We start from the raw sequence: 20507 nt of genomic DNA on the forward strand, positions 1-20507 counted from the left end.
CGAACAACCCTGCGGCTTTCGTTTTGGGGCAACTTGTCTAAGTTACCTGCCCCGGCAATCCCTGTCAAATCAAGGCCTGCAGACCATTCCGAGCACGCCGAAGCACACCAAAACAACCCGCCACCTCAACCGCACAAACCAGCCGGAGAGAATAACTAGCTTAGGCCTCCAACACACCAAACTCCACCCGGAGCGGCACACTCAGAAACCCGTAAACCATGGTCCCACCTGAGGCCGGGAAGCACAGCGGCTTTCCGCACCTTTGGGGTACGTGAGAACACTACGGCCCCCCACCCCACCCGTCAAAACCCCACCCCGCCCGGGCGTGTCACCCCACCCACCACCCGCTCAACCCCACCCAACCGCNACACCCGCCACCACATCCGCGAGAGTGCACTTTTCGCCCCCATACCAACACCGAAAGGGCCAAAACTGCACTCTCGCGGACCACGCACACCACACGACAACGCCCGCATCCGCTCGGTGAGAACGGATGCGGGCGCGCAACCTGCGAGAACGGAAGGGGCTACTGGACGAAGACGCCGGCCAGGGTCTTCTTGCCGCGGCGGAGAACCGCGACTCCGCCGGGCAGGACGGCGTTTTCGATCGTCTCGGCCTCATCGGAGACCTTCACGTTGTTGAGGTAAACGCCACCCTGGCTGATGGCACGCCGCGCTTCGCTCAGGCTTGCGGTCAGTCCGGTGTCGACGAGGAGCTGCACCACGGTCGCGTGCGGAGCCGTCGTCGTGTTCGGGAGCTCGCGGAGCGCGGCTTCGAGGGTGGCTTCGTCGAGATCGGCCAGGTCACCCTGCCCGAACAGGGCGTGCGCGGCCTGGATCGCGGCCTCCGTCGCCGCCCGACCGTGCACGAGGCCGGTCACCGCGACCGCGAGGGTGCGCTGGGCGAGGCGCTTGAACGGCTCGGTTGCCACCGCCGCCTCGAGTTCCTCGATCTCCGCCCTGGTGAGGAAGGTGAACACCTTCAGGCGCGAGATCACATCGGCGTCGTCGGTGTTGAGCCAGAACTGGTAGAAGGCATACGGGCTGGTGAGGGTGGGATCGAGCCAGACCGCGTTGCCCTCGCTCTTGCCGAACTTCGTCCCGTCACTGTTGGTGATGAGCGGGGTGCCGATGGCGTGCACGCTCTCCCCCTCGGCCTTGTGGATGAGATCGGTGCCGCTGGTGAGGTTGCCCCACTGGTCGCTTCCGCCGGTCTGGAGCACGCATCCGTGGCTGCGGTACAACTCGAGGAAGTCCATGCCCTGGAGCACCTGGTAGCTGAACTCGGTGTAGCTGATGCCGGCGTCGGAATTGAGCCGGGCGCTCACGGCATCCTTCTTGAGCATGGTGCCGACCCGGTAGTACTTCCCGATGTCGCGCAGGAAGTCGATCGCGCTCAGCGGTGCGGTCCAGTCCAGGTTGTTCACGAGGGTGACGGCGTTGTCTCCCTCCCCGCTGAGGAACCGGGAGACCTGGGCCTGGAGGTAGCCGACCCACTGGGCGACGACATCCTTCGTGTTGAGGGTGCGTTCCGCCGTCGGTCTCGGGTCGCCGATCAGGCCGGTCGAGCCGCCGACCAGACCGAGCGGGTGATGCCCGGCGAGTTGGAGGCGCCGCATGAGCAGGAGCTGCACAAGGTTGCCGAGGTGCAGGCTGGGCGCCGTGGGGTCGAAGCCGCAATAGAAGGTGATCGGCTCACCGGCCAGCAGTTCGCGGAGGTCGGTCGGATCGGTGGAGACCTGCACCAGGCCTCGCCAGGAGATCTCCTCCCAGACGTCGTCGAAGGTGAGATCGTTGGCCTGTTGGGCGAGGATTGCTGGGTCTGACACGCTGCCCAGATTACCAGCGTGCCGGCGCGGCCCGGGAGGCCACACTCCAACCTTGATCAACAAGTATTAAGTCTGTTGAGTGAATTGTGCTATATTCATGTTCCAATCTTATGTTTTGGCACGGCCTGGAGGTGCGCTCGTGTTCGTGATTACCGCTGACCAGATCGACAGCCGCAATGACCGCGACCGTGCCGGCGAGATGATCGCCGGACTCGTGGCGGAGTTCGGCGACGTCTTCACCCTGCCGCCCGACCAGACGGCCGGCGACGAGATCCAGATGCTGCTGACGGATGCCCGCACCACCCACGATCTGGTCCTGGCCCTCCACCGGTCCGGACACTGGAGCATCGGCCTCGGCATCGGCGCGGTGCGCACTCCCCTGCCCGGCTCCGCCCGCCAGGCATCCGGGGAGGCGTTCGTCTGCGCACGCGACGCGGTCACCCGGGCCAAGAAGACGGACACCCGGTTCGCGCTCACCGCCGAGCCGGCTGCGCCAGCCGATCCGTCCGATCCGTCAGGCCGGAACGATGCGTCCGAGCACCGGCCCGTGCTCGACGGCGAGCAGGTCGAAGCCCTCCTGGCGACGTTCCTGCTCTTGCGCCAACGCCGCACGACCGAGGGCTGGGCCGCGGTCGACCTGCGCGAGGCCGGGCTGGCCCAGGTCGACATCGCCGCCCGACTGGGCATTTCGACGGCGGCCGTCAGCCAGCGACTTCGGAGCGCCCTGTGGAAGGTCGACCGAGCGGCACGTCCAGCACTCGTTAGGCTGCTGGAGGACCTCGACAACTCGACGACAGGAACAGGACCCGCGCTATGAACTTCCAGGCCTTCCAGATTCTGGCGTATCTGTACTGGCTCCTGCTCCTGCTCGTCACGATCGGCTCCCTCGCCGCCGCCGTGCTCGCGTTCAGGCATCAGAAGCAGCAGTACGCCATCGCGTCGGCCGGGGGCCTCGCCGCGGCCCTGGTGATCGCAGCGGTGCCGGCCCCGGAGGGCTCCGGTTCGTTCGGCATCGTCCTGGCGATGGTGGCGCTGGCCCTCTCCGTCGTGGGCGGCGGCCCGATGGCCGTGCTCGCACTCCGGCTGGCCACGAACAACTCCGTCCCGCCCGGCGCGCACGGCGGCATCCTCGTCGGTAACGGCGAAGCCACGCCGAGGGGGCAGGCGGATGGCGTCGGGACCGTACACGAGGTGCTGCGCGGCGGTCTGATGATCGGAATCCTCGAGCGGCTCGCCGTGACCGGTGCGATCCTGGCCGGTTTCCCCGAGGCGATCGCCGTGGTCGTGGCGATCAAGGGCGTCGGGCGCTTCACCGAACTCTCCGCGGCCGAGGCCAGGGAACGGTTCATCATCGGAACCTTCGCCAGCCTGATCTGGGCGTGCGCCTGCGCCGCCCTGGTCAGGCTCGCCACCGCGTAGGGATTACCCTTCGCAGGTGCGAGGGTCTCGACAGGCTCGACCACCGGGCAGGCTCGACCACCGGGTCTCGACAGGCTCGACCACCGGGCAGGCTCGACCACCGGGTCTCGACAGGCTCGACCACCGGGCAGGCTCGACCACCGGGCAGGCTCGAGTAACGGGAGTCAGGCCAGTTTCGGATGCCGACGGTAGGGCGATACCGATGCATCATCGGGCAGCCAGAACCGCCATGGGTACTCGGATCCCCCGCCGGCGCCGCCCACCCCGGTGCGCGGCCCGGTCAGGAACTCGGCCGGGCCGGCGGGCAGGGTGAGGCCGAACGGCTCCACGGCGAGGTCGGCGCCGTCGTCGGCCAGGCCGATGCCGAGGGCGACCGTCAGTCTCGCCGGCCCCCGGGCAAGGTCCCGGTCGGACTTCGCAGTGGTGCGACGGCGCCGGGCCTCGGCCGCACCCGCGACGATCTCCCCACCGCGCAGGAGCACGGCGGAGGCCTCCCCCTCCGGCGAGCAGACGACGTTCGCGCAGACGTGCATGCCGTAGCTGAAGTAGGCGTAGAGGTGCCCCGCCGGACCGAACATGGCCGCGTTGCGGGCGCTGCGGCCGCGGAACGCGTGCGACCCCGGGTCCGTGCCGTCGCCGAGGTAGGCCTCCACCTCGGTGATGCGGAGCGACACCCCGGCCCGGCTGATCACCGCGCCGAGCAGGAGCGGCGCCACCTCGAGGGCGGGCCGCTCCAGCAGGCGACGGTCGAAGGTCACATCCGGAGGGCGAGGGCGAGGGCGCGCACCCGCGCGACCAGCACCGCGCGCTGCTCGGCCACGCGGACGGGCGCGGTGCCCGCCTGCCCGTCGCGTCGGTCGACCGAGCCCTGGATGCTGAGCACCTCGCGCACCTCGGGCGTGAGGTGCGCGGAGATCGTGAGCAGGGACGCGTCGTCGACCTCGTGCAGGTCGAGGTCGTGCTGCTCGGCGAACTTGACCAGGGAGCCGGTGATCTCGTGCGCATCCCGGAAACTGACGTGCCGTTTGACCAGCCACTCGGCGACATCCGTGGCCAGGGAGAACCCGGCCGGGGCCAGCTCGGCCATCCGGTCGGTGTGGAAGGTCAGCGTGGCGATCATGCCGCTGAACGCCGGCAGGAGCACCTCCAGCGTCTCGATCGAGTCGAAGACGGGCTCCTTGTCTTCCTGCAGGTCGCGGTTGTAGGCCAGCGGGAGGCCCTTGAGCGTGGTGAGCAGGCCGGTCAGGTTGCCGATCAGCCGGCCGGACTTTCCGCGGGCGAGTTCGGCGATGTCGGGGTTCTTCTTCTGCGGCATGATCGAGGATCCGGTCGAATAGCCGTCGTCGAGGGTGACGAACCCGAATTCGCGCGTGTTCCAGAGGATGATCTCCTCGGCCAGGCGGGACAGGTCGATGCCGATCTGCGCGGTGATGAACGCGAATTCGGCGACCAGATCGCGGCTGGCGGTGCCGTCGATCGAGTTCTCCACCACGGCGCCGAAGCCGAGATCGGTGGCCACGAGCCGCGCGTCGAGTCCCAGGGTGTTCCCCGCCAGGGCGCCGGAACCATAGGGCGAGAAATCGGCCCGCTTGTTCCAGTCGGTGAAGCGTTCGAGGTCGCGCACGAGCGGCCAGCAGTGTGCGAACAGGTGGTGCGCGAGCAGCACCGGCTGGGCGTGTTGCAGATGCGTGCGGCCGGGCATGATCGCGTGCTCGTTCGCTTCGGCCTGCGACGCGAGCGCGTCGATCAGGTCGATCACGTGGGCGGAGATGGTGACCGCCTTGTCCCGCAGCAGCATCCGCACAAGGGTGGCCACCTGGTCGTTGCGGCTGCGACCGGCGCGCAGCTTGCCGCCGAGTTCGACGCCGACGATGTCGATCAGGCCGCGCTCGAGCGAGGAATGCACGTCTTCGTCGGTCTCGGCCGGCTGGAACCGGCCGGCGGCGACGGCATCCGCCAGCTCGTCGAGTCCGGCGACCATGGCCGTCAGCTCGTCGCCGGTGAGGTAGCCGGCCGCGGCGAGGGCCCGGGCGTGCGCCCGGGAACCGCGGATGTCATACGGGGCCAGCGGCCAGTCGAACTGGGTCGACTTGCTCAGCCTCGCCAGCTCGGGCGACGGGCCGCCGGCGAAACGGCCGCCCCACAGGGCGCCCGCCCTGCCCGCGCGGTTTTCGTTTTCGTCGGCAGGCACGCGGTACTCCTACTTGCCGGCCAGGTCGCGGCGGGCCGAGATCTTGCTCGGCAGCGACCACAGCTCGATGAAGCCCTTGGCCATCGACTGGTCGAAGGTGTCGCCGGTGTCGTAGGTGGCGAGGTTGAAGTCGTAGAGGCTCTCGCCGGACTTGCGCCCGGTGACGACGGCGGTGCCGGCGTGCAGCTTCAGGCGGATGTCGCCCGTGACGTGCTTCTGCGTCTCGTCGATGAACACGTCGAGGGCGCGCTTGAGGCCGGAGAACCAGAGTCCGTCGTAGACGAGCTCGGCCCACTTGGACTCGACGCCGCGCTTGTAGCGGGCCAGGTCGCGCTCGACGGTCATGTTCTCGAGTTCCTCGTGCGCGGCGATGAGGGCGATGCCGGCGGGGGCCTCGTAAACCTCGCGGCTCTTGATGCCGACGAGGCGGTCTTCGACGATGTCGATGCGGCCGACGCCCTGGTTGCCGGCGAGGAGGTTCATCATTTCGATGGCCTGCAACGGGGTGACGGCGACGCCGTCGATGGCGACGGGGACGCCCTGGTCGAAGGAGACGACGACCTCGGTCGGCTCGCGCGTCACGGCCGGGTCCTGCGTGTAGGTGTAGAGGTCTTCGATCGGGGCGTTCCACGGGTCTTCGAGGAAGCCGGTCTCCACGGCGCGGCCGTAGACGTTCTGATCGATCGAGTACGGGCTCTTCTTCGACTGCGCGATCGGCAGGTTGTGCAGCGCCGCGTACTCGATGGCCTTGTCGCGGGTGAGGGCGAAGTCGCGCACCGGGGCGAGCGAGGTGAGTTCGGGCGCGAGGGCGGCGACGGCCGCTTCGAAGCGCACCTGGTCGTTGCCCTTGCCGGTGCAGCCGTGCGCGACACTGTCGGCGCCGAGTTCCTTGGCCGTGGACGCGAGGTACTTGGCGATCAGCGGACGGCTGAGCGCGGATACGAGCGGATAGCGCTTCTGGTAAAGGGCGTTGGCCTTGAGGGCCGGAACGACGTAATCGCTGGCGAATTCATCCTTCGCGTCGACGACGATGGCCTCGACGGCGCCGCAGTCCAGGGCGCGCTGACGGATGAGGTCCATGTCCTCGCCGCTCTGTCCGACGTCGATGGCGAGGGCCACGACCTCCTTGCCGGTCGCATCCTTCAGCCAGCCGATGCCAACCGAGGTGTCAAGTCCACCGGAGTATGCGAGCACAACACGTTCAGCCATGGTTCTCCCTAAAGATTGTTCAGTTCAAGTTTACGGGGCGGCCTACGCCGCGTTCTGGCGGAGGAGCCAGACGAGGAGGGCCTTCTGGGCGTGGAGGCGGTTCTCCGCCTCGTCCCAGATGATGCTCTGCGGGCCGTCGATGACGTCGGCGGTCACCTCGAAGCCGCGGTCGGCGGGCAGGCAGTGCAGGAAGTGCGCGTCCGGCCGGGCGAGGGCGAGCAGGTCGGCGTCGACGCGGTAGGCGCCGAGGGTGGAGAGGCGATCGGCCTTCTCTTCCTCCTTGCCCATCGACACCCAGGTGTCGGTGACGAGCACGTCCACGCCCGCCACGGCCTCGGCCGGGTCGGTGAAGAGTGTGACGGAACCTCCGGTGCGCGCGGCGATCGCCGCGGCATCCTTCACCACCTGCGGGTTCGGCGTGTAGCCGGCCGGCGAGGCGATGCGCACGTGCATTCCGGCGGTGGCGCCGGCGAGGAGATAGGACTGGGCCATGTTGCAGGCGCCGTCGCCGAGGAAGGCGAGGGTCTGGCCGGCGAGGTCGCCGCGGTGCTCACGGATGGTGAGCAGGTCGGCGAGCAGTTGGCAGGGATGGAAGTCGTCGGAGAGGGCGTTGACGACGGGGACCGTGGTGCCGAGGGCCATCTCTTCGAGGCCGGCCTGGCCGTAGGTGCGCCACACGATCGCGGCCACCTGGCGCTCGAGCACCCTGGCGGTGTCGGAGGCCGTCTCCTTGCCGCCGAGCTGGCTGCTGGCGGTGGTGATGATGAGGGGGCTGCCGCCGAGGTCGGCGATGCCGACCGCGAAGGACACCCGGGTGCGGGTCGAGGACTTGTCGAAGATGACGGCGACGGTCTGGGGACCGGCGAGCGGGGTGACCGCGAATCGGTCTCGCTTGAGCACCAGTGCCAGGTCGAGGATCTCGGCCTGTTCGGCCGGAGAGAGGTCGTCGTCGCGCAGGAAATGGCGGGTCACTGAGGTCACTTTCGATGGATTGTGGGATTGAACAACTCTAGAGGCTGGCCAGCGCGAGGCCGAAACGGTACTCGAAATCGGCCAGTTCGGTGTCGCCGACGATGAGCGGCGGTGCCAGCCGGATGGTCGACTCGTTGGCGGCGTTCACGATCAGGCCCTCAGCCAGGGCCGCGGCCGCGAGCGGAAGCGCGACCGGTTCGGCCAGGCCGATGCCGATCAGGAGGCCGCGGCCTCGCACCTCGGTGATGCGGGGTGACGCGAACCGGGCGACGATCTCCCGCAGTTGCTCGCCGCGCCGTGCGGCGTTGGCGACGAGGCCGTCGCGTTCGATCACGCCGAGCACGGCATTCGAGGTCGCGGTGACGAGCGGGTTGCCGCCGTAGGTCGAGCCGTGCTGACCGCGGCTGAAGAGCTCAGAGGTTGCGCCGTAGGTGACCAGGGCTCCAATCGGCAGGCCGCCGCCGATCCCCTTGGCGATGGTGATGGCATCCGGGGTGATGCCGTCGTGCTGGAACGCGAACCAGGCGCCGGTACGGCCCGCGCCGGTCTGCACCTCGTCAATGATGAGCAGCACGCCGTGTCGGGTGCAGAGCTCGCGGGCGCGGCGGAGGAAACCGGCCGGCAGGTCGATCACGCCGGCCTCGCCCTTGACCGGTTCGAGGAACAGGGCGGCGACAGAGTCGTCGATGGCCTCCTCGAGCGCTTCGATGGTGGTGTGGATATGCTCGACCCCGCCGGGCACGGGCAGGAAGGCCCGGCGCATGGCGGGTTTGCCCGAGAGCGCGAGCGCGCCCATCGTGCGGCCGTGGAACGATTCGTGCAGGGACAGGATCCGGGTGCGCTTCCCGCCGGCCGTGTTGAGCCTGGCCAGTTTGAAGGCGGCCTCGTTGGCTTCGGCGCCGGAATTGCAGAAATAGACCCGGCCGGCGTCGCCGGCCCCGGTGATGCGTTTGAGCCGCTCGGCCAGTTCGAGCTGCGGCGGCGAGGAGAAGTAGTTGGAGACGTGGGCGATGCGGCCGACCTGCTCGGTGACCGCGGCGACCAGGTCCGGATGGGCGTGGCCGAGCGAGTTCACGGCGATGCCGGCGAGGAAGTCGAGGTATTTCCTCCCGTTCTCATCCCAGACGTAGCAGCCCTCGCCGCGGACGAGCATCGCCAGCGGGGTGGCGAGGGTGCGCATCATCGCCGCGCCGAAGCGCTCCTGCCAGTGCTCGGTGCCCGGACTGGTCTGGTCGGTCATGCGGGGACCACCTCGGTCCCGATGCCGCTGCCGGTGAAGACTTCGAGCAGGATCGAGTGCGGCACTCGCCCGTCGATGATCGCGGCCTTGGCGACGCCGCCGTCGACCGCGTCGAGGCAGGCCGTCATCTTGGGGATCATGCCCGATTCGAGGCCGGGCAGCAGCCGGCGGAGGGTGTCGACGTCGATCACGGAGACCAGCGAGTCCCGGTTGGGCCAGTCGCTGTAGAGCCCGGCTACATCGGTGAGGATCACGAGCTTCGCGGCGTTCAGGGCGATGGCCAGTGCCGCCGCGGCGGCGTCGGCGTTGATGTTCAGGGACTGGCCGGGGACATCCGTGTCCGGCGCGATCGAGGACACGACCGGGATGCGCCCCGCGGCGAGCTGGGCGAGCACGGCCTCAGGGTCGACGCCGACCACGTCGCCGACGAGGCCGAGGTCGACCTCTTCGCCGTCGATGACGGTGCCGCGGCGACGCCCCTGGAAGAGCCCGGCGTCTTCGCCGGACAGCCCGGCGGACAGCGGGCCGTGTTCGTTGATGCGGCTGACCAGCTCACGGTTGATCTGCCCGGTGAGCACCATCCGCACGACGTCCATCGCCTCGGGTGTGGTCACCCGGTAGCCGCCGCGGAACTCGCTCTCGATGCCGAGGCGGTCGAGCATGGCAGAGATCTGCGGGCCGCCGCCGTGCACGACGACGGGGCGGATGCCGGCATAGCGCAGGTAGACCATGTCCTCGGCGAAGGCCCGCTGGAGTTCCTCGCTGACCATGGCGTTCCCGCCGAATTTGACCACGATGACCTGGTCGTGGAACCGCTTGAGCCACGGCAGGGATTCGATCAGGGTCGCGGCCTTGACGGCCGCCTCGGCCCGGCTGTTGGATTCGGTGTCGGGGGCGTCACTGGTGTCACGGACCTCTCGGTCTTCTGGGCCGCCGGGGGCTTCGGGGCCGCCGTCCGCGGCCGGGATCGTCGGGATCGTCGGAATCGTCGGAATCAACTCGAGTACGCGCTGTTCTCTTCGACGTAGGCGTGGGTGAGGTCATTGGTCCAGATCGTGGCCGTCGCGACGCCCGCGTGCAGGTCGATGAGCACGGTGACCGCCCGCGGGGTGAGGTCGACCAGCTCGCGCGGCTGATCGGGCTCCCCCGCCGTGCACACCTGCACGCCGTTGATCGCGACGTCGATTCCGTAGGGGTCGAAGACGGCATCCGTCGTGCCGACCGCGGCCAGCACCCGGCCCCAGTTAGGATCGTTGCCGAAGATGGCCGTCTTGAACAGGTTGCTGCGGGACACGGCCCGGGCGACGGTGACGGCGTCGGTCTCCGAGTCGGCGCCCTGCACGACGATCGCGACGTCGTGGGCCGAGCCCTCGGCGTCGGCCTGCAGTTGCAGGGTGAGGTCCTGGCAGATGGCGGTGAGCGCGGCCGCGAACTCGGCCGGGTCGGCGGCGACCCCGCTCGCGCCGGAGCCGAGGAGGGTGACGGTGTCGTTGGTGGACATGCATCCGTCGGAGTCCAGCCGGTCGAACGTGACCCGGGTGGCCTGGCGGAGGGCCGTGTCGAGCTGGCCGGAGTCGAGGACGGCATCGGTGGTGAGCACGACGAGCATGGTGGCCAGGCCGGGCGCGAGCATCCCGGCTCCCTTCGCCATGCCGCCGATGGTCCAGCCGGCCGGCGAGGTGTGCGCGGACTGCTTGGGCGTCGTGTCGGTGGTCATGATGGCCCGTGCGGCGGCGAGGCTGGCGTCGGCGGATGCCGCGTTGTCCGCGTGCAGGGCGAGGGAGGCATCCCAGACCCCGGCGGTGAGCTTGCCCAGGTCGAGCTGCTCGCCGATCAGGCCGGTGGAGCAGACGAGCACCTCGCCGGCGGAGATCTCGAGGCGCCCGGCGACGGCCTCGGCGGTGGCGTGCGTGGTCTGGAAGCCGATGCTGCCGGTGTAGCAATTGGCGCCGCCGGAGTTCAGCACGATGGCGCGGACCACTCCGCCGCGCATCACCTGCTCGCTCCAGACGACGGGGTTCGCCTTGCACCGGTTGGTGGTGAAGACGGTGGCAGCGCTGGTGAGCGGGCCGAGGTTCTGCACCACGGCGAGGTCGAGGCCGCCGGACTTCTTCAGGCCTGCGGTGACTCCGGCGGCGGTGAATCCTGCGGGGGCGGTGACGCTCACGGGGCAACTCCATTCGTGCTCAGGCCGAGGGTCTCCGGGAGGCCCAGGGCGATGTTGGCGGACTGGATGGCGGCGCCGGCGGTGCCCTTGGCGAGGTTGTCGACGGCGGTGACGGTGACCACCCGGCCGACGGCGTGGTCGATGGCAAGGCCGATCAGCGCCGTGTTGGCACCGAGGACGTCGCTGGTGCGGGGGAACCGGCCCTCCGGCAGCAGGTGCACGAAGGGCTCGTCGGCGTAGGCGCTCTCCCAGGCGGCGCGCACGGCGGCGTCGGACGTTCCCGGCACGAGCCGGGCCGTCGCGGTGCAGAGGATGCCGCGGGACATCGGCACGATCACCGGGGTGAAGGAGATGGTGGGCTTCGCGGCCCCGGCCCAGGCCAGGCTCTGCTGGATCTCCGGGATGTGCCGGTGCACGCCGCCGACCCCGTAGGGGTTCGCGGAACCGAGGATCTCCGCGGCGAGGTTGGGCAGCTTGAGGCTCTTGCCTGCGCCGGACGGGCCGACCGCGAGTACGGCGACGAGGTCCTCCGGTTCGATCACGCCGGAACGGATGCCCGGCGCCAGCGCCAGGGCGACCGTGCTGGCGTTGCAGCCCGGCGCGGCGATTCGGCGCGCGCCGACCAGCCGGGTGCGTTGCTTCCCGTCGGCGACCGGCAGCTCGGGCACCCCGTAGGCCCAGGCCCCGTAGTAGTCGCCGCCGTAGAACGCGGTCCAGGCGGCCTCACTCTCCAGCCGGTGGTCGGCGCCGCAGTCGACGACGAGCGTCTCGGGCGGCAAGCCGGCCGTCAGGGCGCCGGATGCCCCGTGCGGCAGGGCGAGGAAGACCACGTCGTGCCCGGCCAGGGTCTCGGCCGTCGTGTCCACGAGGGTGAGGCCGTCGAGGGAGCGCAGATGCGGCTGCACGTCGATCAGCCGCTGCCCGGCGTTGCTGTGCGCGGTGACCGTGCGCACGTCGAATTCGGGATGCGCGGCCAGGAGCCGAAGCAATTCCCCGCCCGCGTAGCCGCTCGCACCCGCAACCGCAACCGAAAAAGCCATGCGTCAAACTTAGCGCGCCGCCCCGCACCGCCGAGAATCGGCGTCGACGCAGTTTTCTTGCGTGGCGGGCGGATTCGCGGACGGGGTTGCCCGGGTGCCGGGTGCCGGGTGCCGGGTGCCGGGGCGAGCGTCTTCGCCGAGATCTACCCTTCCGGCCGAGACCGACCGGTGTGCGGGGCGGTCTCGACCGCAAAGGTCGATCTGGGCGGACGAGCGGCGCCGGCGGGGGCCTCGTATGCCCAGCGGCGCTGCGGTGCCGGGTTGCACTACAGGGCCGGGGCCTTCGCCGAGATCTACCCTTCCGGTCGAGACCGACCGGTGTGCGGGGCGGTCTCGACCGCAAGGGTAGATCCCGGCGGGCGGGGCGGGGGCAGGGAACGGCGGGGCGGGGGGCTACTCGCGAAGGGTGGCGCCGAAGCGGGCGGCCGCGACGGCCACCCCGGCCAGCTTCGCGTCGCTGGCCTCGGCCGCGGTCAGGGTGCGGTCGGCGGCCCGGAACCGCAGGGCGAAGGTCAGCGACTTGCGGCCGGACAAGATGCCCGCCCCGCGGTAGTCGTCGACAAGCTCCGCGTGCTCGAGCAGCGGCCCGGAGCCTTCGACCACGGCCTGGAGCACCTCCGCCGCCGGGACGACGGTGTCGACCACGAGGGACAGGTCCTGCGTGGCGGCCGGCATGGTGCGGATCGGGGTGGCCTGAAATTCGGCGCCGGCGCGGCCGAAGACCACGCTGAGGTCGATTTCGGCGACCGCGACGACCGCGGGCAGGTCGAAGCCGCGGGCGATGGCCGGGAGCAGCTCGCCGGCGAAGCCGACCGAGGTGGCGCCGACATCCGTCGTCACGAACAGTTCGGCCGTGCGCCCGGGGTGCATCGCCTGGTGCGCGCCCTGACGAACCTGGATCGCCATCCCGGTGGCCAGGGCGACCTGCTGCACGGCGGCGAGGGCATCCTGCCAGCCGGCGGCCACGGCCGGACGGCCCGGCTGCTGCCGGATGGCGTTGCCGGTGAGCACGATGCCGACGGAGAACGGCTGCGGTGGGATGCCCGCGTTCAGTTCGGCCTCGAGGTGGGCGCTGGGCCGTACGGCGCCGGGCGGCACGACTGTGCTGCCATAGACCACGCCGGGAAGAGGCCGGAAGACCTGGCCCTGCTCGAAGATGGCGAGGTCGGTCAGGCCGCGGGACCGGTTGCGGTGTGCGATCTGGAGCAGCCCGGGCAGGATCGAGGTGCGCAGGAACGGCGCCTCGCCGTCGAGCGGGTTCGCGACCCGCATCTGTGGCACGCCCGGGCCGACCGCGGCGCCGAACAGGCTGTTGGCCTTCTCCGCGACGAACGGGTAGGCGAGCACCTCGGTGTGACCGGCGGCCGCGAGGGTCTGGGCGACCAGGCGGCGAAGCGCCTGTGTCCGGGTGAGGCCGCGCCCGGGCGGGGCGACGGGCAACACCGACGGGATGCGGTCGTAGCCGACGATGCGGGCGACCTCCTCGGCCAGGGTCCACTTGTCGGTCAGGTCGGGGCGCCAGCTCGGCGCGGTGACGGACAGTCCGCCCCCGGTCTCCTCGAGCGACGCGCCGATCTCGGCCAGCGAGGTGCGCACCTCCTCGCGGGTGTAGTCGAGTCCGATCAGGCCGGAGATGAAACCGGTCGGCAGGAAGATCGGCTCGGCGGCGGGCGTGGCGTCGTGCAGGGAGCCGAGGTCGTCGGCCACTCCCCCGGCGAGTTCGACCAGCAGCTGTACGACGCGGGCCGCGGCGACGGCGGCGACCGCAGGGTCGACCCCGCGCTCGAACCTGCGGGATGCCTCGCTGGGCAGCTTGTGCCGACGGGCGGTGCGTGCGATCGACACCGGGTCGAAGTTCGCGGCCTCGACCAGCACGTTGGTCGTGGTCGCCCCGATCTCGGTGGTCCGCCCGCCCATCACCCCGGCCAGGCCGATCGGCCCGGATCCGTCGCTGATCAGGAGGTCTTCCGGGTTGAGGGTGCGCGTGACCTCGTCGAGGGTGGTGAGTTTCTCGCCCGCGCCGGCGCGGCGCACGGTGATTCCACCGGCCAGCGCGTCGAGGTCGTAGGCGTGGATCGGCTGGCCGAGCTCGATCATCACGTAGTTGGTCACGTCGACGATCAGGGAGATCGAACGGATGCCGGCCAGCTTCAGGCGGGCGATCAGCCAGGCCGGAGACGGCCGGGCCGGGTCGACGCCGCGCACGGCACGGGTGACGAAGACGCTCGCGCCGATCCGGTCGCGGATCGGGGCCTGGTCGTCGATGGTCACGACGAACTCGACCGAGGACGGGGCTGGGACCACGGCGAGGGCCGGGTCCCGGAATCTCGCCCCGGTGGCGTGCGCGTATTCGCGGGCGACGCCGCGGATGGAGAACGCGTAGCCGCGGTCGGGGGTGACGTTGATCTCAACGGCGCTGTCGTCGAGGCCGAGGAGGGCGATCGCATCCGTGCCGACGGGGGCGTCGATGCCGAGGGCGGCCAGGCGCAGGATGCCGTCGTGCTCGTCGCCGAGGCCGAGCTCGCGGGCCGACGCGATCATGCCGTCGGAGACGTGGCCGTAGGTCTTGCGGGGCGCGATCGGGAAGGGGCCGGGCAGCACGGCGCCGGGCAGGGTCACGACGACCTTGTCGCCGACGACGAAGTTGTGGGCGCCACAGACGATGCCCCGAATATCACCGGCCCCCACTGTCTCGGTGGTCGAGCCTGCCCCGGTGCTCGAGCCTGCCCCGGTGCTCGAGCCTGCCCCGGTGGTCGAGCCTGTCGAGACCCCGGGCGCGACCCGAACCTGGCACCAGTTGATGGTCTTGCCGTTGGTCTGGGCCTCCGGTTCGATCGAGAGCACCTCGCCGACCACGATCGGCCCGGTCAGGTCGAAGCGGTGGATCTCTTCCTCCTCGAGGCCGACGCGCACCAGCGCGGCGTGCACGTCTTCGGGGGTGGTGCCGGGTTCGAGGTCGACGAACTCGCCGAGCCAGCTCAGGGGAACGCGCATCAGACGCTCATCCCGTACTGCTGGCTGAACCGGACGTCGCCTTCGACCATGTCGTGCATATCCTTCACATCGTTTCGGAACATCAGTGCCCGTTCGACGCCGACGCCGAACGCGAAACCGGAGTACACCTCGGGGTCGATCCCCGCCGAGCGGAGCACGTTCGCGTTGACCATGCCGCAGCCGCCCCACTCGATCCAGCGGGCGCCGTCCTTGAAGGTCGGGTGCCAGAGGTCGAGTTCGGCGCTCGGCTCGGTGAACGGGAAGTAGTTGGGGCGCAGGCGCACCTTCGCCTCCGGTCCGAACATGGCCTTGACGAAGTGGTCGAGGGTGCCCCGCAGGTGCGCCATCGTGAGGCCCTTGTCGACGGCGATGCCCTCGATCTGGTGGAACACGGGCGTGTGGGTGGCGTCGAGTTCGTCGGTGCGGAAGACCCGGCCGGGCGAGACGACGTAGACGGGCAGTTCGCGGGAGAGCAGTGCGCGCATCTGCACCGGGGAAGTGTGGGTGCGGAGCACCAGGTGGGCCTCCGGCGGGTCGACGAAGAAGGTGTCCTGCATGGCGCGGGCAGGGTGGTCCTCGTCGAAGTTGAGGGCGTCGAAGTTGAACCACTCGCCTTCGAGCTCCGGTCCTTCGGCGACCTCCCAGCCCATGCCGACGAACACGTCGGCGACGCGCTCCTGCAGCAGGGAGAGCGGATGCCGCGCCCCCGGCCGCCAGGTGGATGCCGCCGCGGTCACGTCGACGGTTTCGGCGGCGAGCCGGGCCCGCGCCTCGGCCTCGCCTATCTCGGCCTCTCGGGCGGCGAGGGCCTGGCTGACGCGGCCCTTGGCCTGGCCGACGAGCTTGCCGGCGGCGGCCTTCTGGTCGTTCGGCACCGTGCGCATGAGTCCGCCCAGGCGGGCCATCGGGGAGGCGTCGCCGACGTGCTCTGTGCGCACCACCCGCAGGGCGGCGGAGTCGGCGGCGGCGGAAATGGCGGTGAGCGCGGCGGTGACGGCCGCGCTCACGGCCTCTTCGGAGATTTCGGTGGGATCAGACACAAGGCACAAGTTTAGCGGCCCCGTCGAGGGCGACCCTACGGACTGTTCCCGCCCTCGGACTGTTCGCCGAGTGCCCTCGGGTGCGCGAGCAGCGGGTTCGCCGGGGTCGAGGGCGCATCGGGCGTGACGGCTCTCCCCTTGGAGCCGGTGCGGCGTGCGATCACGCGGGCCAGCCAAGACAGGGACAGGTTCATCGCCAGGTAGATCGCCAGCACCACCATGAAGAAGGAGAACGAGTAGCGGTTGCCGAAGAAGTCGGGCAGGTTCTTCACGCCGACGCGGAGCAGTTCGCTGTAGCCCACCACGAAGGCGAGGGAGGTGTCCTTGAGGAGCACAACCAGCTGGGCGATGATGATCGGCAGCATCTGCCGGAACGCCTGGGGGAACTCGATCCGCATCCGGGTGGAGATCGGCGTCAGCCCGATGGCCAGGCCGGCCTCCCGCTGTCCGCGGGGAAGGGACTTGATCCCGGCGCGGAGCGCTTCACCGATGATGGCGCCGTTGTAGACGGCAAGGGCGGCGACGCCGGCCCAGAACGAGCCCGTCGAGAAGACCAGCAGGATGAACAGCATCATCAGCAGCACGGGCATGCCGCGGACGAATTCGAGCACGACGGTGCTCGGCACCCTGATCAGGGGGTTGTCGGAGGCGCGACCGAACGAGAACAGCACGCCCAGAGGCAGCGCGATCGCCGCGGCCACCCCGGCCATGGCGAGCGTCGCCAGCACGCCCTGGCCGAGCGAGCGCCAGACCTGCACATCGGTGAACACGTTCCACCGGGACGCATCCCACAGCCCGGGTTGGACCGAGCCGTTCGCACTGGTCTTCGGAGCACCGAGGGCCAGGACCAGCAGCACCAGCGCGCCGAAGATGAGGATGATGCCGACGACGGAGATTGCCCGGGAACGCATCCGGGCCTTCGGGCCGGGCGCGTCGTAGAGAACGGAGAGACTCATCGGAGGACCGCGACCTTCTTCTCGACCCGGCCGGCGATCAGGCCGAGGGTGATGGTGATCAGCAGGTAGAACGCCGCCACGGCGAGCAGGATCGCGATCACCTGGTCGCCTCGATCGTTGGTGATCTTGCGTGCGGCGCCGAAGAGTTCGAAGACGAAGAAGGCGCCCGCGACGGACGTGTTCTTGGTCAGGGCGATGAACACGTTGATCAGTGGCGGGATGACCATCCGCACGGCCTGCGGCATGATCACGTAGGTCAGCGTCTGCCCGAAGGTGAGCCCGACGCTGCGAGCAGCCTCGGCCTGGCCGACATGCACTCCGTTCACTCCGGCCCGAAGGGCCTCGGCGACGAACGGCGAGGTGTACACGGTGAGCCCGATCACGGCGAGCGGGAAGTAGCCGGGCGAGAACTGGAGGTACGGGAGCAGGAAGGCGCAGAAGAAGAGCACGAGGGTCAGCGGCGTGTTCCGCACGATCTCCGTGTAAGCCGTGGCGAATCCCCGGAACGATGCGACCGGGGAAATGCGCAGCGCGGCGATGAAGACACCGAGCACGAGCGCTCCGACTCCGGCCAGGCCGAGCAGCCCCAGCGTGTTCCTGAAACCGTCGAGGAACACGGGCAGATTCTCAATGATGGCGTCCACAGCTCACCTCCTTCTGTCTAGCGGCATGGTCACGTGTGTCGCGCACGTGGCGACGATGGCCGATCGGGACGGCCCGGCCCAGATGGCCGGGCCGTCCCGATCAGCGGATGTTCAGCCCTCAGTAACGGTTGACGGCCGGAGGTGTCGGGGTGTCGAGCACCTTGCCCGCGGTGGCCTTCCAGGCGGCGGCCCAGGAGCCGTCGTCGAACGACTCTTCCAGGACGTCGTTGATGAAGGTGCGGAACTCGGCGTCGTCCTTCTTGAGCCCGATGCCGTACGGTTCCTTGGTGAACGGCTTGTCCACAACCTCGAATTCGTCCTTGTTCTGGTCGGCCAGGCCGGCCAGGATGACGTTGTCGGTCGTGACGGCGGCAACCTCACCGCTGCGCAGCGGGCCGAGGCAGTTGGAGTAGGTGTCGGTGGCGAGCACGTTGGTCGTGTACGCGGCGATGTTCTTCTCCGAGGTGGATCCGCTCACCGTGCAGACGGCCTTCCCGGCGAGGTCTTCCGGTCCGGTGATCTTCTCCTTGTTGCCCGCGAGGACGAGAAGGTCCTGGCCGGCCTGATAGTACGGTCCGGCGAAGTCGACGACCAGCTTGCGCGCGTCGTTGATCGTGTACGTCGCCACGACGAGGTCTACCTGGCCGTTCTGGATGAACGGCTCCCGGTTCGCGGAGACCGTTTCGACCCACTGGATGTTCTCGGGCTTGATGCCGAGCTTGGCGGCGACGAGCTTGCCAATTTCAACGTCGAACCCGACCGGTGTGCCATCCGGTCCCTTGAGGCCGAACAGCGGCTGGTCGAACTTGGTGCCGATCGTGATCTTGCCGGCTTCGCTGAGTTTGGCCATGGTCGTGCCGGCCGCGAATTCGGGGGCCTCGGCGACGGGAGCGGCGGACGGTGCACCCGCGCCAGAGTCGGTGCAGGCGCTGAGCGCGAAGACGCTCGCGAGGGCAAGGGCTGAGATCGCAAGACGTTTGGTGAAAGTCATGTTTCCTCCGGTTGCTGTGTGTTCCGGCCCACCGGTCAGTGGGCAAGTATCTTCGAGAGGAAGTCTTTCGCTCTCGTACTCTGGGGATCGGTGAAGAATCGCTCGGGGGTCGTCTCCTCGACGATTTCCCCGTCCGCCATGAAGATCACCCGATCGGCCGCGCGGCGCGCGAAGCCCATCTCGTGGGTGACGACGATCATGGTCATTCCGTCGTTGGCCAGGTCGATCATGACCTCGAGCACCTCGTTGATCATCTCAGGGTCGAGGGCGCTCGTCGGCTCGTCGAGGAGGATCAGCTTGGGGGTCATCGCCAGGGCACGGGCGATGGCGACGCGCTGCTGCTGGCCGCCGGACAGTTGGGCGGGCATCTTGTGCGCCTGGTTCGCCACCCCGACTCGCTCGAGCAGGGCCATCGCCTTCTCCTCGGCGTCCGCCTTCGACATGCCGCGCACCTTGATCGGGCCGAGGGTGATGTTTTCGAGGACGGTCTTGTGCGCGAACAGGTTGAAGGCCTGGAAGACCATTCCCACGTCGGCGCGCAACTGGGCGAGTGCGCGCCCCTCGGCGGGCAGTTCCATCCCGTCGATCGTGATGCTGCCGGAGTCGATTGTCTCGAGCCGGTTGATCGCCCGGCACAGGGTCGACTTGCCGGACCCACTGGGTCCGATGACCACGACGACCTCGCCACGGGTGACGACCGTGTTGATGTTCTTGAGGACGTGCAGGTCGCCGAAGTTCTTGTTGACGTCTGTCACGACGACCAGCGGTTCACCTCGGCGAACGGTGATGTTGGACGTAGCCGGCGCAGAATCTGTAGGCTCCATAACCCCAACCTAGGCCAGTTCGGAGTCGTCCTGAACCAACCCTCACCGGTGGTTACCGAGCTGTGATGATCGGCAGCGCTGATGGGCCGTGGTGATCAGCTACGTTGGGCGAACGCACTCTCGTAGAGGCAGACGGACGCGGCCGTGGCGAGGTTCATCGACTCGGCGTGACCGTAGATCGGCACCGAGATGGACCGGTCGACCTTGGCGAGGTCCTCGTCGCTGAGCCCGCGCGCCTCGTTGCCGAACAGCCAGGCGGTCGGGGCGAGGAGCAGCCCCTCGTTGCGGGCCTCAAGCAGGTCGGTTCCCTTGATATCCGCGGCGAACAGCTGAAGGCCGGCCTCTTTCGCGCGGTCGCGCACGTCGTCGAGGGTGACCCCGACGGCGACGGGGAGATGGAAGATCGACCCGGTCGACGAGCGCACGACCTTGGGGTTGTAGAGGTCGACGCTACGGCCGGTGAGGATCACGGCGTCGGCGCCCGCGGCATCCGCGGCACGGATGATGGTGCCCGCGTTCCCGGGGTCACGCACCTCTTCGAGAATGGCGACGAGGCGCGGCTGGCCCCCGAAAATGTCCTTGACCGAGGTGGGGAACTGGTGGCAGACGGCCACGAAACCCTGCGGGGTGACGGTGTCGGCCATGGTCTCGAGCACCTGTTCGGTGACGAATTCCACGTCCACGCCGGCTTCTACGGCCGTGTCGGCGATGTCGGTGTAGCGCTCGAGGGCGGTCGGGGTGGCGTACAGCTCCACGACGAGTTCGGGGCGATAGGTGAGGGCCTCGGCGACGGCCTGGGGGCCCTCGAGCAGGAACAGTCCGGTCTCGGAGCGCGCGGCTCGATTCGCCAGTTTCGCGACAGCCCGCACGCGCGGAGAACGGGGATTATCTAACATATGACCAGCCTACCGGCCGCATTGCCGGGCGGCAGCAGCCGCGCGGGGCCGCGCTCGCTTCGGCTCTCCGGCACGCAAAACGGGAGCGGGCGCTCG

At 69.3% G+C, this 20507-nt stretch carries 18 protein-coding genes; 2 read left to right on the plus strand and 16 right to left on the minus strand.

Annotation, left to right across the window (positions count from 1 at the left end):
• Positions 1-526: 526 nt before the first annotated feature.
• Positions 527-1837 (minus strand): tyrosine--tRNA ligase, encoded by a 1311-nt coding sequence (tyrS, locus tag E3T48_RS06825; RefSeq protein ID WP_134523179.1) that lies wholly within the window; start codon positions 1835-1837, stop codon positions 527-529.
• A gap of 136 nt (positions 1838-1973) precedes the next feature.
• On the opposite strand from tyrS, the gene E3T48_RS06830 reads away from it, so the two are divergent.
• A complete protein-coding gene (locus E3T48_RS06830; RefSeq protein WP_338145227.1) occupies positions 1974-2645 on the plus strand; it encodes a DNA-binding protein in 672 nt (223 codons plus the stop codon).
• On the plus strand, positions 2642-3247 hold the full coding sequence (locus tag E3T48_RS06835; protein WP_134523140.1) for a hypothetical protein: 606 nt from the start codon (positions 2642-2644) through the stop codon (positions 3245-3247). The genes E3T48_RS06830 and E3T48_RS06835 overlap by 4 nt, the downstream gene beginning before the upstream one ends.
• A gap of 164 nt (positions 3248-3411) precedes the next feature.
• On the opposite strand, the gene E3T48_RS06840 is transcribed toward E3T48_RS06835, so the two are convergent.
• From E3T48_RS06840 to E3T48_RS06910, 15 genes are all read right to left on the minus strand, one after another.
• Entirely contained in the window at positions 3412-4005 is a 594-nt protein-coding gene (locus tag E3T48_RS06840; RefSeq protein WP_134523141.1) for a DNA-3-methyladenine glycosylase, read from the minus strand.
• On the minus strand, positions 4002-5438 hold the full coding sequence (gene argH, locus E3T48_RS06845) for an argininosuccinate lyase (RefSeq protein ID WP_134523143.1): 1437 nt from the start codon (positions 5436-5438) through the stop codon (positions 4002-4004). The genes E3T48_RS06840 and argH overlap by 4 nt, the downstream gene beginning before the upstream one ends.
• Before the next feature lie 9 nt (positions 5439-5447).
• Complete coding sequence (locus E3T48_RS06850; RefSeq protein ID WP_134523145.1) at positions 5448-6647, minus strand: argininosuccinate synthase; 1200 nt, start codon at positions 6645-6647, stop codon at positions 5448-5450.
• 42 nt (positions 6648-6689) lie between these two features.
• Positions 6690-7619 carry an ornithine carbamoyltransferase gene (gene argF / locus E3T48_RS06855; RefSeq protein ID WP_134523147.1) on the minus strand — a complete coding sequence of 310 codons (930 nt, stop codon included), beginning with the start codon at positions 7617-7619 and terminating at the stop codon, positions 6690-6692.
• A 37-nt stretch (positions 7620-7656) separates the two neighbouring features.
• A complete protein-coding gene (locus E3T48_RS06860; protein WP_134523149.1) occupies positions 7657-8859 on the minus strand; it encodes an acetylornithine transaminase in 1203 nt (400 codons plus the stop codon).
• The gene (argB, locus tag E3T48_RS06865) at positions 8856-9701 is read right to left on the minus strand and encodes an acetylglutamate kinase (RefSeq protein ID WP_241986699.1); all 846 of its coding nucleotides are present in this window, start codon (positions 9699-9701) and stop codon (positions 8856-8858) included. The genes E3T48_RS06860 and argB overlap by 4 nt, the downstream gene beginning before the upstream one ends.
• Positions 9702-9853: 152 nt before the next feature.
• Positions 9854-11026, minus strand: a complete 1173-nt coding sequence (argJ, locus tag E3T48_RS06870) for a bifunctional glutamate N-acetyltransferase/amino-acid acetyltransferase ArgJ (protein WP_134523150.1) — start codon at positions 11024-11026, stop codon at positions 9854-9856.
• Entirely contained in the window at positions 11023-12066 is a 1044-nt protein-coding gene (argC, locus tag E3T48_RS06875; RefSeq protein ID WP_134523152.1) for an N-acetyl-gamma-glutamyl-phosphate reductase, read from the minus strand. The genes argJ and argC overlap by 4 nt, the downstream gene beginning before the upstream one ends.
• 393 nt (positions 12067-12459) lie before the next feature.
• Positions 12460-15060 carry a phenylalanine--tRNA ligase subunit beta gene (gene pheT / locus E3T48_RS06880; RefSeq protein WP_134523154.1) on the minus strand — a complete coding sequence of 867 codons (2601 nt, stop codon included), beginning with the start codon at positions 15058-15060 and terminating at the stop codon, positions 12460-12462.
• Entirely contained in the window at positions 15060-16100 is a 1041-nt protein-coding gene (gene pheS / locus E3T48_RS06885; protein WP_134523156.1) for a phenylalanine--tRNA ligase subunit alpha, read from the minus strand. Before pheS ends, pheT begins: the two co-directional genes overlap by 1 nt.
• Before the next feature lie 35 nt (positions 16101-16135).
• Positions 16136-17056: an amino acid ABC transporter permease gene (locus E3T48_RS06890; protein WP_134523158.1), complete on the minus strand. Its 921-nt coding sequence runs from the start codon at positions 17054-17056 to the stop codon at positions 16136-16138.
• Entirely contained in the window at positions 17053-17700 is a 648-nt protein-coding gene (locus E3T48_RS06895) for an amino acid ABC transporter permease (protein WP_134523160.1), read from the minus strand. The genes E3T48_RS06890 and E3T48_RS06895 overlap by 4 nt, the downstream gene beginning before the upstream one ends.
• A gap of 118 nt (positions 17701-17818) precedes the next feature.
• Positions 17819-18691 (minus strand): glutamate ABC transporter substrate-binding protein, encoded by an 873-nt coding sequence (locus tag E3T48_RS06900; protein WP_134523162.1) that lies wholly within the window; start codon positions 18689-18691, stop codon positions 17819-17821.
• 35 nt (positions 18692-18726) lie between these two features.
• Positions 18727-19515, minus strand: coding sequence for an amino acid ABC transporter ATP-binding protein (locus E3T48_RS06905; protein ID WP_134523164.1), 789 nt, complete (start codon positions 19513-19515; stop codon positions 18727-18729).
• A gap of 95 nt (positions 19516-19610) precedes the next feature.
• Positions 19611-20411, minus strand: a complete 801-nt coding sequence (locus tag E3T48_RS06910; protein WP_134523166.1) for a TrmH family RNA methyltransferase — start codon at positions 20409-20411, stop codon at positions 19611-19613.
• Positions 20412-20507: the final 96 nt, after the last annotated feature.

The organism is Cryobacterium fucosi (assembly GCF_004403515.1).
GTDB lineage: Bacteria > Actinomycetota > Actinomycetes > Actinomycetales > Microbacteriaceae > Cryobacterium > Cryobacterium fucosi.